General features: G+C 34.9%; 10 protein-coding genes, 2 tRNA genes and 4 pseudogenes. 7 read left to right on the forward strand and 9 right to left on the reverse strand.

The genetic code is table 11. The features are described 5' to 3' along the window. The first annotated feature begins 115 nt into the window (after positions 1-115). The 3 genes and pseudogenes from ABWU31_RS06385 to ABWU31_RS06395 all read left to right on the forward strand — a co-directional run. Entirely contained in the window at positions 116-1,102 is a 987-nt protein-coding gene (locus ABWU31_RS06385) for a quinone oxidoreductase family protein (RefSeq protein WP_353271212.1), read from the forward strand. Between the two features lie 495 nt (positions 1,103-1,597). Further along, positions 1,598-2,566, forward strand: coding sequence for an IS110 family transposase (locus ABWU31_RS06390; RefSeq protein ID WP_236514440.1), 969 nt, complete (start codon positions 1,598-1,600; stop codon positions 2,564-2,566). Between the two features lie 180 nt (positions 2,567-2,746). Further along, positions 2,747-3,728 (forward strand): annotated as a pseudogene (locus ABWU31_RS06395) (IS4 family transposase); the annotation flags it as partial. A gap of 208 nt (positions 3,729-3,936) precedes the next feature. Here ABWU31_RS06395 and ABWU31_RS06400 read toward each other — a convergent pair. Then, positions 3,937-4,884, reverse strand: a complete 948-nt coding sequence (locus ABWU31_RS06400; RefSeq protein ID WP_353271213.1) for an IS110 family transposase — start codon at positions 4,882-4,884, stop codon at positions 3,937-3,939. Positions 4,885-5,100: 216 nt separating this feature from the next. On the opposite strand from ABWU31_RS06400, the pseudogene ABWU31_RS06405 reads away from it, so the two are divergent. Beyond that, positions 5,101-5,508: pseudogene (locus ABWU31_RS06405) on the forward strand (IS4 family transposase); the annotation flags it as partial. A gap of 86 nt (positions 5,509-5,594) precedes the next feature. Here the strand turns inward: ABWU31_RS06405 and ABWU31_RS06410 are convergent. Next, a protein-coding gene (locus tag ABWU31_RS06410) for an IS5-like element ISWpi1 family transposase (protein WP_353271062.1) occupies positions 5,595-6,427 on the reverse strand; the annotation gives its coding sequence in 2 pieces (ribosomal slippage) (positions 5,595-6,058 and positions 6,058-6,427; 834 coding nt in all). Positions 6,428-6,706: 279 nt separating this feature from the next. Continuing rightward, a pseudogene (locus ABWU31_RS06415) lies at positions 6,707-7,387 on the reverse strand (RluA family pseudouridine synthase); the annotation flags it as partial. Positions 7,388-7,462: 75 nt separating this feature from the next. Between ABWU31_RS06415 and ABWU31_RS06420 the strand changes: the two are divergent. After that, positions 7,463-8,474 (forward strand): IS630 family transposase gene (locus ABWU31_RS06420; RefSeq protein WP_265029767.1). Its coding sequence is split into 2 segments (ribosomal slippage): positions 7,463-7,924 and positions 7,926-8,474, totalling 1,011 coding nucleotides; the frame shifts between segments, so codons are not numbered across the junction. Positions 8,475-8,484: 10 nt separating this feature from the next. Here ABWU31_RS06420 and ABWU31_RS06425 read toward each other — a convergent pair. The 3 genes and pseudogenes from ABWU31_RS06425 to ABWU31_RS06435 all read right to left on the reverse strand — a co-directional run. Then, positions 8,485-8,706, reverse strand: a pseudogene (locus ABWU31_RS06425) (RluA family pseudouridine synthase); the annotation flags it as partial. Positions 8,707-8,777: 71 nt separating this feature from the next. Continuing rightward, positions 8,778-10,463 carry a hypothetical protein gene (locus tag ABWU31_RS06430; protein ID WP_077188323.1) on the reverse strand — a complete coding sequence of 562 codons (1,686 nt, stop codon included), beginning with the start codon at positions 10,461-10,463 and terminating at the stop codon, positions 8,778-8,780. A gap of 61 nt (positions 10,464-10,524) precedes the next feature. Beyond that, positions 10,525-12,684: a ComEC/Rec2 family competence protein gene (locus ABWU31_RS06435; RefSeq protein ID WP_236514433.1), complete on the reverse strand. Its 2,160-nt coding sequence runs from the start codon at positions 12,682-12,684 to the stop codon at positions 10,525-10,527. A gap of 62 nt (positions 12,685-12,746) precedes the next feature. On the opposite strand from ABWU31_RS06435, the gene ABWU31_RS06440 reads away from it, so the two are divergent. Continuing rightward, a tRNA-Met gene (locus ABWU31_RS06440) sits at positions 12,747-12,823 on the forward strand. A 3-nt stretch (positions 12,824-12,826) separates the two neighbouring features. Here ABWU31_RS06440 and pdxH read toward each other — a convergent pair. Continuing rightward, a complete protein-coding gene (gene pdxH, locus ABWU31_RS06445; RefSeq protein ID WP_353271214.1) occupies positions 12,827-13,420 on the reverse strand; it encodes a pyridoxamine 5'-phosphate oxidase in 594 nt (197 codons plus the stop codon). Positions 13,421-13,436: 16 nt separating this feature from the next. Then, positions 13,437-14,252 carry a bifunctional DNA-formamidopyrimidine glycosylase/DNA-(apurinic or apyrimidinic site) lyase gene (gene mutM, locus ABWU31_RS06450; RefSeq protein ID WP_010963068.1) on the reverse strand — a complete coding sequence of 272 codons (816 nt, stop codon included), beginning with the start codon at positions 14,250-14,252 and terminating at the stop codon, positions 13,437-13,439. A gap of 247 nt (positions 14,253-14,499) precedes the next feature. Here mutM and ABWU31_RS06455 point away from each other — a divergent pair. Beyond that, positions 14,500-14,572, forward strand: a tRNA-Thr gene (locus ABWU31_RS06455). A 53-nt stretch (positions 14,573-14,625) separates the two neighbouring features. Here the strand turns inward: ABWU31_RS06455 and ABWU31_RS06460 are convergent. Next, complete coding sequence (locus tag ABWU31_RS06460) at positions 14,626-16,152, reverse strand: acyl-CoA carboxylase subunit beta (RefSeq protein ID WP_077188322.1); 1,527 nt, start codon at positions 16,150-16,152, stop codon at positions 14,626-14,628. Positions 16,153-16,205 lie beyond the last annotated feature (53 nt).

Consider the following 16,205-nt stretch of genomic DNA (forward strand, 5'->3'; position numbering starts at 1 on the left):
CTGACACTGGAATGACAGGAGGTAACGCAAGAAGTCTATTGATTGTGAAAACAATAACTTTGCAAAATATTAATTGTTAGATAACATAATCAAAGTTTTTGTCTTAATATTCATCATGGTTAGAGCTATACAAATTAAAAAAACTGGGGGACCAGAAGTATTAGAATTTGTAGATAAGAGCATAGGTGAGCCAAAAGGCGAGGAAGTCTTAGTGCGTCACACAACTATCGGCTTAAATCGTTATGATTTAGAGCACAGAAAAGGTACACGCAAAATTAAAAATTTACCATCAGTGCTTGGAGTGGAAGCAGTTGGGGTTATTGAAAAACTTGGTAAAAAAATCAGTGATGGATTCAAAGTTGGAGACAGAGTTGGATATTGCACAGCTCCTCCAGGGGCATATTGTGAAAAGCGCATTATACACCAGAAATATCTGATAAAAATTCCAGATGACATATCTGATGAAGTTGCTGCTGCAGTGCTGTTTAAAGGTATGACAGCTCACTATTTAGTTAATCAATCTTATAAAATCAGGCCTGGTGCTTTCGTGCTAGTTCATGGAGCTAATGGTGGCTTAGGGCAAATAATATGTCAATGGGCAAAGGATAAAAAAGGTGTAGTGATAGGTTCTGTAAGCTCTGATGAAAAAATGAAGATAGCTTTACAAAGTGGCTGCACATACGCAATAAAATACAATGATAAAGACTTCGTTTCTAAAATTATGGAGATTACGCAAAACAGAGGAGTAGGTGCAGTGTATGACCCCATAGGTTACGCTACAAGTAAGCTCTCTTTTGAATCTTTAGGCAGGTTCGGCATATACGTTTCCTATGGGCAGATATCAGGTAACGCTCCTATTAGTTTTTCTTTACTTAGTTCACGTTCGTTATTTGCAACTGGAACCTCAATATACCATTATAAGCATGATAGATTCACATTAGTGCTTACCACAATGGAAATCTTCGAGATGATAAGAAAAAAACTTTTAACTGTACGGATCAATAAAAAATATAAATTTGATGAAATAATTCAAGCACATCACGATATGGAAAATAGAAAAACGAGTGGGTTAAATATTATTAAAATCTCTCAAATAAATTAATAGTTAAAATTAACCATTCATTAAATTATATCAACTAGAATTTCACATATTTAATTCTCCTTTTGGGGGAATTAAAAGCATATAGCTAAACTGACTTAGGCTTACCGACGATTTGAAAAACCATCATTTCGCTACTCGTTAGCGGAATCTATACCGCGAATAGACTTCTTGCATAACCCAAATTAAGTAGAAAGAGGTATCATCCGAGTAGCTGACACTGGTTCCTTTATGACGGTAGTAGCCCCCCTTCTCCTGTCATTCCAGTGCTCTCTTCTTGTCATCCCAGTGCCCAGACACTTGTATCTTTATGATGTGAGGCATTAGAGCTAAAATACCTCACAGGGAGGGTGAAGCTGATGCGACACTAATGCCATTAAGCCAGACTTTGCTTCCCTCCCATAGAGTTAAAGACTGAACAGTATCTTTTGGAATTATATCCCGTATTACAAGGTTAGTCTAAACTCTCAGTTTATTTATAGTCTTGGAGGCAATTTTATGCAAGTAAATGCTATTTTGGGTGTGGATATTTCAAAAAAGAAATTTGATGTTTGTTTGTTAGTGGACAGTAAAAAACGACACAAAGTCTTTCAAAATAATCAAGATGGTTTTGCAAAACTTGTAGTTTGGTGCAATGGCCATGGAGCAAATCTTACTCATTTATGTCTTGAAGCAACTAGTTGGTATGGAGAAGATTTGGCTACTTTTATGCACGATTTAGGACATAATGTCAGTATAGTAAACCCAGCCCAAATCAAAGCTTTTGGCAAAAGTGAGCTGCTCAGAAATAAGACAGATAAATCAGATGCAGCTATGATAGCTAGATTTTGTATCGCCAACAAACCTGCTCTTTGGAAGCCCATTGCACCTGAAATGAGGCATTTGAGGGAGCTTTACCGTTGCATGCAATCGCTAAAAGATGATAAGGTGCAACAGACAAATCGCTTGGAAAACAAAAATATGCATTCCAGTTGCAAAGAAGCTATATCTAAAGTAATTTTGGCAATAGAGGAGCAAATTATTGTTCTCGAAAAAGAAATTAATGAGCATATAAATAACTATCCACATCTAAAAAATATGGTGGAAAACCTTAAGACTATAAAAGGTATAGGATATCTTACTGCTGTTGCTGTTGTCGCAGAAATGCCATCAGTTGATAACTTTGACAATGCTAAACAATTTACAGCTTTTGCTGGTCTAAATCCAGGACATTATCAATCGGGATCGTCAGTAAGTAAGAGAAGTTGCATATGCAAAATAGGATCTGAGCGTATTCGAAAAGCTCTTTATATGCCAGCTATAGTAGTCAAAAACCATAATAATCATTTTCAAAAGTTTTGTCAGCGTCTAGCAAGTAAAGGCAAATGTCCAAAAGTCATAGTTCTTGCGTTAATGCGAAAATTAATGCATGTCTTTTTTGGTATTCTTAAAAATAATCAACCATTTAATTGTAATTTTGTTGGATAATTTGTTTGACAGCAGAGACAGTATCTGGGATCCAGTTTCACCTTGTGATGGTGTCATGAAAGTAGCTGACACTGGTTTCCATCCAAGACGGTGTCATTCCTTACTATTACCCACAAATATAAATGTACTTATAAATAAAGTATTACAATATTAGAGTTTGCAAATATTGAGGGTATAAAAATGGCAAACGAGAGTAATGAATGGGCTAAAAATGAATTTGGAGATGCTGTACTTGGAGATAAAAGATTAACTGACCGATTAGTAAATATTGCTGACAGTTTGATAAGTTTACCTGAAAGCTCAATTAATGAGGCATGCGGAAGTTGGTCAGAAGCAAAAGCAGCATATCGTTTTTTTTAAAATGAGAACGTAAAAGAAGTCGATATTCTAGCTTCACACATTGATAAAACAGTTGAGAGAACAAAAGCTCACAAGAGGGTTCTTGTCATTCAAGATACCAGTTACATTGTATATAATAACCATAAAAAAACAAGCGGATTAGCAAATTTGTCCAGTTATGATACTGCAAAAGGTATTATAATGCATACAGCTCTTGCCGTTAGTATAGAAGGTTTGGTACTAGGGATACTAGATCAAAAAGTTTATTCAAGACCTGAAGAAACTGAGAACCTTAAAAAAAAGAGCGATCGCATTGAAGATAAAGAAAGCGTAAAGTGGTTGGAAACTTTAAGAAAAACAAATAATATTATTGATCCAACTCAAACTGAGACTATAACTGTATGCGATAGAGAAGCAGATATATATGACTTTTTTGAGCTTGCACATAGTCTTAATTCGGCAGTGCTAGTTAGAGCATGCAGAGATAGAGCAGTAAATAGAAAATCTCGATATCCTGAAAAAGGTGAGCAGAAGTTATGGGCATTTATTAAATCCTCTCATTGTGCAGGTACGGTAGAAGTTGAAGTTCCTGTAAAAGATAATAAGCCAAAAAGAACAGCACGTTTGGAAGTTAGATTTGGAAAGTTTATGATGAATCCATCTAAGAATAATATTAGGCATAAGACGGAAGAACTACCTAAATTACCACTTTATGCAGTTTATGTTGTTGAGAAAACTCCCCTTCCCTTAAAAAAAACCGCTAGAATGGATGCTATTAACGAATCTTTCAGTTAATACTTTCGATGAAGCTGTTGAAAAAATTAGTTGATATCAACTATGTTTTTTAAAAATTTTTTTATTTGTGTAATTTTGCAAATTATATGGGCAATAAAAACCCGTTTGTCATAGAAATAGAATTTTATATCAAACAGCTACCACAGCAATTTCTGCTTAAGCTAATGAATATGTGCTTTAAGTCTGTGTGGACGCACATATTCATTAGCCAATTTCAGTTACCGTTGTGAAGATTTTTAAGTATGCAAATTAATTGCTTCTTTAAGTCTTGTATTAGCAATTACTATAATTTTACGCATTAGGGCTGTTATAGCCACCATCTTCTTCTTACCACTTTCAACAAGCTTAGAATAAAAGGCGCCAAGTATAGATTTTGACCTTGTAGCAGCCATAGCGGCTGTAAACAGCTTTGAACGAACGTTACTTCTACCACCTGTAATCCTTCGGTAACCAACAGCTTTACCACTTTCTTTTGGATGCGGTGCAACTCCGGCAAGACTTGCTACTTCTTTTCTATTTAAGTAACCAAGCTCTGGCATTAAACACAAAAAATCTTGTGATAACTTTTTACCTATTCCAGGAACTGTTTTAAGAATTTTTTGGCGTTGTTGTAATGCGCGGCTTTCATCAATAATCTTTTGTATAGTATCATTGAGTTCGTTTATTTGACTATCGAAAAACTCAATGGTCTTTTGACAGCTTTCTTTTATATGATCATTTTCCGGTGCTTCAAGTCTGCATTTTTCTTGAGTTCTCATTTGCGTAATATCATCACGACGTTGACAAAGTGCAGCCAAAGTTGATTGTTCTGTAGAGGTAGGTACAAATAGAGAGATAGTTCTATGGCGTTCAAATCCATATTGAGCAAGAGCTCTTGCATCTGATCTATCAGACTTTGCTAAAGTTCCGTGAGATAAAATAAAGCTTTTTACTTTACGAGTATTAGCTCGATGCACGGCAATATTTTTGTCGGTAAGAAAATGTGATAAGCCAAGCTCATATTTCCCTGTATTTTCTAAAGTCACTAAAGCATTAGGTAGAATATCTGAAAACTCTTGAAATAATTGTTGCCAACCAGAAGCATTATTATCAAATTCGACAGCATTCTTCTGTTTGTGAATTGCAACGACATTTTTAAATTTTCCGATGTCAATGCCAATAAAATTTTGATAAGATGTAACCATAATAAACCTCGATAGTTTTAGTTAATTTAAGATTGTAAACGGGTGCATATATATGTCCCAAGCAACTATTCAAACGTATCGAGAGATAGGGCTAGCGTACCTTGATACCAACGGTTGTAATACCAATTTCCTTTCGGTCGCGCACGCCCGCTATTCCTAGTGAGCAGGGTTATCTTTCTCTCTTATCTCTTTTATATCACGTTTTTAACTTACAATTGCCTTAGATGGAAAATAGAGATATTACATAAAATTTTAAATCCGGTCTCAAAGTTGAGGAATGTAGACTTGGAACAGCAGAAAGATTAATGAGGTATTTAACAGTCATGAGCATTATTGCTTGGAGAATTTTCTTTATTACATCAATTGCAAGAACTAACCCAACATTACCATGTACTGCCTTATTAGCTGAGGAAGAATGGAAAGTTTTATATGTTAAAATACACAGGAAACCATGTCCAAATATAGCCCCTACTATAAAAGAAGCCGTTTCGTGAACTTGGAGGTCATTTAGCAAGAAAAAGCGACCCAAAACCAGGACCAATTACTCTTTGGAAAGGATATAAACGTCTCTTTGATTTAGCAGAAGGATGGCGACTTGCTCACGAACCTCATATTTGTTGGTAATAGTAAGTTGTTAGCGGTATCTGGAGATACCGCGGCGGTATGACGTAGGGAAATCTTACTTAGAGGTTGTCCGGAAACTAGTAAATTCAAGCATATTCCCTCTTTAACATAACCCTACTCATAGCTAGGTATATGAAATTCTCAGTGGATGTTGTGAGTAAATCATACTCCTTCGATAGCCTTCTATTCCTATTAACCCAAGCAAAAGTCCTTTCTACAACCCATCTTCTTGGCTGTACTTTAAACCCTTGTTCTCTTGTTGGTAGTAGCTCAGGTGGCGTATCTTTGTGCACCCAAAATCTACATGGAGGCCTTGTAACAATTTCAATATCTATGTCATATTCTTCCTTTATGTGATTCTTTGAATTTCTTCCTTGGTATCCCATGTCAGCCCACATTTTTTTAACTTTAGTATATTTTGTTCTCATATTGTTTAATGCTATTTTAATACCATCTCTATCATTTTCGTTAGCAGCGCCTACGTAACAACCTAGTATAAAACCCTGAGTGTCTGTAATTATATGCCTTTTTCTACCCTTTACTTTTTTACTTCCATCATAGCCTTTGATCCCCCCTTTTCTGTAGTCTTTACAGATTGACTATCTACTATACAGGCACTCGGCTGCTCATTCCTTCCTATTTTTCTTCTACTATATTTTGTAATTTCATAATTCATTTTCTCAAAAATTCCCTGCTTCTTCCATTGCCTGAACTGCTCATACACAGTCTTCCATAGCGGAAAATCATTTGGTAAATACCGCCATTGACACCCTGTACGCAATACATAGAAAATTGCTTCTAATATTTCTCTTTTGCTATACTTTGGCGGCCTTCCTCCTTTCTTGTATGATACTCTGAAGTGTTTTTCTATTCTTGCCCATTCCCTTTCGCTTAGATCTGTTGGATACTTTTTTCTCATCTTTACCCCGTACTAAAATTTCAGATATTATAGCCTTTTACTTGTTTCCGGACAACCTCTAAGGCGTTTAAGGAATTGGGAAAAGATGGAATGTGCCTGTATAAAATGGAGGATGACAATTATCAATCAGTATTTATAAGAAAGAATGATGCTATACTCACGTTCTATCCTGACTTAACACCAAAATGTGATGATAAGAGCACTTATTGTAGTTGCAGTAAATCTTAATTTATTTTAGCCAAAGATATATACCAGCAATGATGCCGTTGATTTTATACTTCAAAAATCAGGTAACCCTTTCTTAGGTATATTTTCAAACTCACCAATTAAAGTTTTTATATCTTGTGGTAAATCAGAGACAAATTCCATGTATTCCTTACTTTTTGGGTGGTATAAGCCCAGTGTATAAGCATGTAGTGCTTGTCTGTTGAAATTACGAATAAAACTAGAGTTTTTAGCATATTTTGTGCTTTTACTACTATTTTTCCCATAAACTTGATCACCAACTATAGAATGTCCTATGTGGCTCATGTGGACTCGAATTTGGTGCGTTCTACCTGTTTCTAAAGTGCATTTAACGAGGCTTGCTTGTCCTATAACTTTCTCTACTGAGTAATGAGTGATTGCTAATTTGCCCGTTGTTTTTGTAACACACATCATTTCTTTATTACCACGCTTTGGAGCAATGTTAGTTTCTATAGTTCCCTGCTGGGAAGATAATATTCCCCAAACTACTGCTAAGTATTCCCGCTTTATTTTGCGATTCGATAACAATTCAGACAAAAAACTATGGGCTGCTTCATTTTTTGCAATTACCATTAGCCCACTAGTATCTTTATCGAGTCTATGAACAATTCCTGGTCTTACATCAAGGTGAGCGATAACTGCGTTCAAAAGCGTATCATTGTTTGTCCCAGCACCTGGGTGCACTGTTAATCCACTTTGTTTACTCATACCAATTCCCATTACAGGGCAAACAGATGGACAATGATGGAAGAAAAGCCATACTGAAGTAAGTAAAATAGCGAGGTTTAAATGGCATTAAGATCAAAATTATTGGATGAAAAAGTAGTAGAATCAGCAAAAGAAATGCTGAAGAAAGTAAGGAATAATGCATATGTTTCAAAAAAACTAAATGCTGTAATTGCAGCAAAAAAGTACAGTATAACGGCTGTAGCAAAAATATATTGCATTTCAAGAAGCGCACTAACTTCGTGGGTAAAACTCTTGAAAATTGGCAGAGAAGAAAAACTGTTTGCTCCTTCACAACGTCGTAGAAAAACTAAATTAAATCAGGCTCAACTACAGCAAATTGAAGAGTGGATAGAAGAAAATCCTAATATCACCATTAAAGAAATGAGAATAAGAATCCAGGAAAAGTTCGGATTAAATATCAGCAAATCTACAGTACACCGCCATATGCAAAAGATGAAATTCTCATATATTACACCAAGACCAGTTCATAATGGACAAGATAAAAGCAAACAAGAGGAATTCAAAAAAAAATCTCAATGGAGCTATTAGCAAGTATCCAGAAAAAGAGCTATTTTTCTTTGATGAATCACGGTTTGGCACACATTCAAAAGTTGGACATGGGTGGTTTAAAAAGGGGATTAGAACACAGGTTAAAACAAAATTAGGTAGGCAAAATTTCTATCTCTATAGTGCAGTTAATCCTAGAAATGGAGAGAGTTCTAGCTTATTTGCACCAAATGTCAACACTGATTGCATGAACATATTTCTTGAGCAAATTTCGCAATATCTAGAAACACGAGAGGCTTTTCTCGTTATGGACTGTGCTAGTTGGCATAGGTCAAAAAATTTAAAGGTACCTAAAAATATCGACATTATATACCTACCTCCATACTCACCTGAGCTAAATCCTGTTGAGAGGCTTTGGTTATATATAAAACAGAACATTTTGCGCAATAAAATATACGATACAATTGCTCTACTTGAGGGTGCTTTGTGCAAATTTATTACTTCTCTTGCCAGCTCCACAATTAAACAACTCTGCAATGTTTCCTATTTGACTGGACAACAATGAGAATTGGTATCAGAACTATAATGTCCTCATCTTCATAGACGATATCAAGTTTTATGTCATAATTAGGCTCAATTGATGTGGATATGTCAGGTTGAACGAGATGCACCACATACTCTTCATCTGGTTTTACTATGTAGTCATTATTAATTATCGGTGTGCCAAGTAATTTCACCTGCTCATTTTGTATCAATCTTTGCGCTTTGCTGCGTGATATGTTGCATTTTTCAGCTATATAGGTGTCTAACCTTAATTTCTCTTTATCATTATTAACACTTAAGGTTACTTCTAAGTGGTCTATAACAACTACCCCGCGCGAGCTACTGCAAATGCTGCTTGAATATTTTGATCTACAAAATCAACTTTTGTACTAGGAAGATCACCTTGTTTTTTAATATGGCAAATTGTTTGAGAGCCATCTTTCCAGTGAATTATTATTTTGTTATCAAAATCCCGTAATGTTGCCTCAACCTTTTTTTCTTTATTATCTTTTTCTTCCAGCTTAATAGATTCTAATAAATAATATAGAAAGTCACTTGGGTTGCCATTGATTTTTTCTTTCCATTCATCTGTTTTTTCTTGTTCAGATTTTTTTTGCTCTAACTTTTCCTTCTTTTGCTGCAGCTTATTTTGTTCTGCTTCCAGCTCTAACTTTCTAACTGTGTCACGTAGTTCTTTGACTTTATTTTCTAACACTAATAATTTATTAGTATTATTTCCATTGTTAGCTTCTAAATCAGGCGTACTTGGTTGAGCTTGCTTCTTTTTTATTTCTTCTAATTCATTCCTTACTACGTTTAATTGCATCTTCAATTCCGTTTTTTCCTTTTCTGTATCCTCTTTTAACTTTTTTAGCATGCTAAGGAACTCGTTATTATTAGACTGCGTAGTTGATTGAAGCCAGCCTACAAAGCGGCTTGGTTCAAATCGTTCAATCTTATCTTCAGCAATTTTAATAGCATTCTCTAACCTAGAAAAAGTACCTTCAATATCTAGTGAATGTGCTTTTTTTGTCAATTCTTTAGTGTTGTTTAAAACTTCTGAAATTTCTGCATGTAGCCAATCTAAATCTTTTTTGATGTCTTCTCTGATTTTTTTTAGGTGATCAAGCGTTTCTTTAATGTTAATATTTGCAGGCTTTAAAAGACTATTATCAAGTAAATCGCAAGCTTTTTTAAGGTTACTGTCAAATGAGTTGCAAAGCGGACTAAGTAGTTTTTTCATTAGAGATATTAGTTCATTTTCCCTTTTACCAAGCTTATTTTCTACTACTGATACAACCATGCCCTTTCCAGACCAGTATGGAAATAGAAGACCTAAAGAACTGTGTTTTCTAATAGTATGATTTTCATGATCCACGCTATTACTTATTAGATTGCTAAGTGTTGATATGATGCATAAAAGAATAGCGACTAATAAAGCTATTAATATTATTGGAGCATTAATGGATTGTGATATTGCTGAAACTACTATAATAGCACCAAATACATATGATCCTGTAAACAAGAGAATCCTATTTCTATTTTCTGCTTCTATATCTTCTAGTATTTTTCTCTGCGTCTTAGAAATTGGTAAAACTATTGAAAGCTTTTTCCTCTTACGATCTAAATTTGTTACAATTTCAATTTTTTCGGCTTCTTGAACAATCTGGCTGTACTGTTCATCAACTTGATAGTTTCCTACTTTTTTATCTATCTCATTCTCTTTTATTTTTTGTGTATTTATAAAGTTTATAACAGCAGTAAATAAGAAAACTGCAAGAGGAATAAAGGCAAGAGGTGCTGGCGTGAACGCAAATCCAGCAATACTTACTATAACAGGCTGAATAGAAAAGGTAGTAAATGCTATAAGAGTAGCAATGGTACTTGCTATCGATATAGTACCAGAATACTTTCTTATAGAGCTCAAAATTCTACTGGGCTGGTCAGAAAGTTTTCTAAATCCTAAAAAATCAAAATAGTCTTTGAAAGGATCTTTAGTGTCTGTAACCATAACATTTTTCTAGTTTAAACTTATTTAGGTATACATTAACCAAACCTTAAAATCAAGTTTCTTAATTTTTCAACATGTGCCAAGGCCTATTAGAGCGCACTTTATTAATCTTTATGTAACGATTTGTTAACCAAATTGAATGTGTGCCATATGTTTTTAGATTGGCATATTTGATAGTTTTAGTATTACAAACTGAATAGTCGAATTCACTTAATTGAATTATTAAATCAACTTTATCACAATTTTCTAGAATATCTTCTTCCTTATAAGCTAGCAACACTGATTTATTATTTCCTTTATTATATATGCAGCCATAATCGTTACACTTTAGCCTTTTATCTGAGTTATTGTATTTTTTATGATTCAAAATTTGGTTCTGCCCATTTTGCTTCGCCCATGTTTTGACAACAAAGTTCCTATTTTTCCTGGTGAGAGAATATAGTAAGTTATCACTTTCTTTTACAGCAACATTATCAGCATTTATTAGTATGTCGGGGGTTTTATATGCGGTGCTAAAGCAAATACCCAGCACAATAAAGAAAATTCCGAAGAAACGCCAATTTCTTTCCCACAAGCACAGCCACAATAAACCAAGTGTTATTATAATAATTGATGATGCAGGAAAAGTGCGAATGGGAATAACCAAATACTGAAGACTAGCGATAGCGTTTGTTATATACAAAATGCTGTCAATTGGGCGTTCTATAAGTGGCGCTATAATCCATTCAATACCGAAAGGAATCAACAAAACATAGATTATTCCAAGTGGAATAATAATTAATGTAACTATTGGTATAGCAACTAAATTTGTGATAATGCCACTAATTGAAAAATAATTAAAATTGTATATCGTGTACGGAACAGTTGCTAAACTTGCTATTACTGAGCTAATCATTATCGACACAAAATATTTCATTATTTTTATTTTGAACAATTTATTAGCATTAATTTGATAACTGGCAACCAGTGCCAAAACAGCAGAAAATGACATCTGAAAGCCAGGCTTTAAAATTACTTCTGGTTCTATGATAAGTATCACTGCAGCAGCAAACGCAATTGCTATTAACCCTCGATATTTTCTCTCTATCATTATTGCAACGAGTACTAAAATCACCATGATGTAGGCACGCTGAGCAGAAATTTGCATACCGGTAATCAACAAATAAAACGTGGTTGGCAAAATGGTAAGAAATGCAGATATTTTCTTGGTGTTATACTTAAGAGTCAAAGTTTCAGATATTGCGAATAAATTACGAAACACTACAAAAAACAGACCAGCAACGAATGATAAATGCAAACCAGATATGGCAAACAAATGTGCTATACCTGAATCTCGTATCGCGTCCATAGTTTTTTGATCTATGCCGTCTTTTTTACCGATCAGTAATGCAGAAATTATGTCTACATGTGGTTTTTTGATATTTTGCTGCAGGTTTTCATAAATGTATTGACGGAAAGATTCTATATACTCTAGAAATTTCCTTGCTTCAGCCTTTTTGTGCAGGGTTATTTTGCTTGTTGCAAAACCTGTTGCACTTATTTTCTGGTAATATGCTATTCTTGCAAAATCGTATGCATACTCCGAAGGCGCAATTTTTGGAGGGAAGAGTTTTGCTGATAATTTTACTTGATCGCCTATTTTAATGCCTTTTTCCACTTTGGTTCTAACTGATATTCTGATGTTATCTAGAGCTCTATCCGGTGTCATTCCAGCGCGTGACGCTGGAATCCATATCTTTTTTTTCTGGGTAAGGTCAAGTACTGGGATGACAAAAGGGGGCGCTGGGATGACAGGAGAGGATTTTGAGATAGTAGGGGATTTTTCAACAGAAAGCAGAAATTGTTTATATGAGCCCCTGTCGTTAATATCCTTCACTGTGGCAACGATATCTTTTACATATCTCTCTTTATCAAGAATTTGAGTATCAACTAAAGCTGTTCTTAATTTACTAGCTGTAAATCCTATGAGCACTGCAATTAAAGCGATACACAATATCGCGTACCTTTTATACAATATTGCAATCAAAATTAGTGTGGGTAAAAGCAAAAGAAAAATAGATATGCAGCTTGGTTCAAAACTTAGGGAAAAATAGGTTAGAATTCCTACACACTGAAAAACAGGAAACCACAGTATCAAGTTATATTGTTCATTGCGCAGATTGTTACGTATATAACTAACTATTATGTCAAGAAAAGTTAATAAGTGTGTCGATATTTGCATGTGGTGAAATTTTATTTTTCTTTTTTCATTATTTGTATATATAATAACTAAATAAGCAACGACGCGGGATGGAGCAGCTCGGTAGCTCGTCAGGCTCATAACCTGAAGGTCGTAGGTTCAAATCCTACTCCCGCAACCATTTTTAAGGATATAGTTGTTCCACTTTCCAATCGCTTCCCTCAACAAGAGTGTATCTAAATCTAATATGCTTCCTATATTCACCTTCTTGCCAAAATTCAATTACTTTTGGGATTACGAAAAATCCCACCCAAAAATCAGGACGAGAAACTTGTGTATTGTGAAATTCTTTTTCCTTCAATTTTATAGCTTGCTCAAAATCTTGCCAATCTTTCAGAATGCTCGATTGTTTTGAGCACCATGCGCTAATTTGACTACCCAGCGCTCGAGAAGAGAAGTATTTGTCAGTTCTTTCATCGTTTAGAAGTTTAACCTCTCCTTCAATTCGCACTTGCCTAGCAAATTCTATCCAATGAAACACTAACGCAGCTTTGGGGTTCTCAGTCAATTCTTTCCCTTTTTTACTGTTTACGTTAGTGAAAAACACAAAACCTTCTTTGCTATATTCCTTTAGTAATACCACTCTTGCAGATGGAATACAGTCTTTGCTACAAGTTGCTAGCGTCATTGCAGTTGGTTGTTCACACGGAGAATTAAGTACTGCTTTGTACCACTTTGAAAACAAATCAAATGGATCTTTTTCAAGTGAAAATATCATATCAAAAAATAAAATCTTAATTCTGGCACGCGTTGCAAAAATAAGTGCTACGGCCATTTTGTCGTATAAGTGTTATGATATTATTGCAAATCTTGCAAGGTTTTTGAACTTTACCATATACGTAAAAGTTATTTTGAAAGTATCCAGCAGATCCAGATGGCTGTGCATAATCTTTCAGTGTTGAACCACCTGCAGCAATTGCATCACTCAGAGTATTTTTTATTTCAGCAGCAAGTTTTTCGCACTCTCTATAGGTCAAGTTTTTTGCTGACCTGAGTGGTGATATACGGGCTCTAAACAAGCTCTCAGAAGCATATATGTTGCCTACGCCAACTATTGATTTATTGTCCATTAACGCTGATTTGATATTCACTTTTTTGTTTTTCAGCAACTCCTGTAAATAGTCTCCACTGAATTCATCCGTGAGGGGCTCTATTCCAAAATCGCTAAAAAAATCCGTTTCTTGTTCTTTATTTAAAACGATAACTAATCCAAATCTTCTTGGGTCATTAAAAATTATTGAAGTATTGTCAGAAAATAAAAATACCACGTGATCATGCTTATTCCGCATTTGATCGTGGTCAGCATATATAAGCTTTCCGCTCATGCCAAGATGTATGATTACAGCCACACTACCATCTGTATTCCAGATGGTATACTTACCTCTACGCTTGATGTTGCGTATGACTTTGCCCTTTAGCATATCATCAATATTTTTTGTTATTGGGGCACGTAAATTCCAATTATTCACTATAACATTACTGATTTGCTTGTTTTTAATTTTATCAAGCAAAAAATTAGAGATTACTTCCACTTCCGGTAGTTCTGGCATGATACCTCCTTCAAAACTTAAGTTTCTGATGGTAATTTTGTCGTTCTCAAATACATTCGAGTATTCTGCGGTGCTTTCTCCTAAAAATTCCTCACCACAAACGAGTTTTGAAAGGGTTCTCTGTCTACTCTGTTGCTGCTTTTTTCTTTTCAAAATATTTTGCTTTAAAGCTTTCGCTAATCTTTTTTTCTCCTCTTCTTTTTCCTTATTCTTTTTTGTGTTATTCATTATCATAATATATAAACTTGCCGTTGTAGCTCAGGTGGTAGAGTACGTCATTGGTAATGACGAGGTCCCAAGTTCGAGTCTTGGTAACGGCACACTGATTATACTTATAATATTGCATAACTTGTAAGCAAGGCTTAGAAGAAAGTTACAGAGGTAAGTTGTCATGCTTTTTCCATATCCTTTCTACCTTCTTGTTTTTGAGTAGCTCTAATGCTTTACAAAAGTGATACCTTGTTTTACTTGGCACTATAATGTCATCAATGTATCCATATGATGCAGCAAAAAATGGGTTAGCAAATTTTTCTTTATATTCTTTAATTAACGTTTGCTGATCTTTTTCGTGTCGAAATATAATCTCAACTGCACTTTCAGGGCCCATCACAGCTATTTCAGCAGTTGGCCAGGCATAATTTATATCACCTTTTAGATGTTTCGAATTCATAACAATGTATGCACCACCATACGCTTTTCTAGTGATAAGGCTAATTTTCGGCACGGTCGCTTCAGCGTAAGCGTAAAGCAGTTTCGCTCCGTGTTGTATTATATTATTGTATTCTTGATTTGTACCCGGCAAAAATCCTGGAACATCAATAAGTGTGATGATCGGAATGTTAAATGCGTCACAAAACCTTACAAACCTCGCAGCTTTTCTTGAAGAATCAATATCCAAACATCCTGCAAGGTGCATAGGTTGATTTGCAACAATACCGACAGTATTTCCTCCAATTCTACCAAAACCAGTTATGATATTACGAGCAAAATCAGGTTTCAGTTCAAAGAAATTCCTTTCATCACAAACTTTTTCAATGAGTTCATACATATCATAAGGAGTATTAGGATTGCTAGGAATCAGAGTATTTAAAGATTCATCAATATCATTAACTGAATCACAGGTTGATTTAGGTTTCGGTGATTCTTGATTATTTGCTGGTAAGAAAGTAAAGAATTCACGCATTTTTAGCAGCATTTCAACATCATTATTGAATGCAAAATCCGCTACTCCTGTTTTGCTTGTATGAATTTTTGCTCCACCGAGGTCTTCGAAACTTACATCTTCGTAGGTAACCTTTTTTACTACATCTGGCCCGGTTATAAACATATATGAACTGTTTTTCACCATGAAAGTAAAGTCAGTTAATGCTGGGGAATAAACTGCACCTCCTGCACATGGGCCCATAATTAAAGAAATTTGTGGTATAACACCCGATGCATTTACGTTTCTTTGAAAAATTTCTCCATAACCAGCAAGAGAATTTACTCCTTCCTGAATTCTGGCTCCACCAGAATCATTTAGTCCGATAATTGGAACTCTGGCATTAATTGCCATATCCATAATTTTGCATATTTTTTTTGCATGTGACGCACCAAGTGAACCACCAAAGACAGTAAAATCCTGAGAATAAACAAAAACTTTTCTGCCATAAATAGTACCATGACCAATCACTACCCCATCACCTAAAAAATTAGCATTTTGCATGCCAAAATCATTTGCATGATGTTTTACGAATTTATCGTATTCTGCAAAAGAACTTTCATCGAGCAATATACTGAGCCTTTCTCTAGCAGTTAATTTCCCTTTTTCATGTTGTTTGGTAATCCTGTCAGAACCGCCTCCTTTTTCAGCTTCTAGTGCTTTGGTTTTTAGATTTTCTAGTATTTTAAAGTCTTGCATACAATAAAGTAGTTTTCAAATTAGTTGTAGACTTTATTAAGTTTACAAACCCT

It is taken from the genome of Wolbachia endosymbiont (group A) of Alloplasta piceator (assembly GCF_964028505.1).
Lineage (GTDB): Bacteria > Pseudomonadota > Alphaproteobacteria > Rickettsiales > Anaplasmataceae > Wolbachia > Wolbachia pipientis.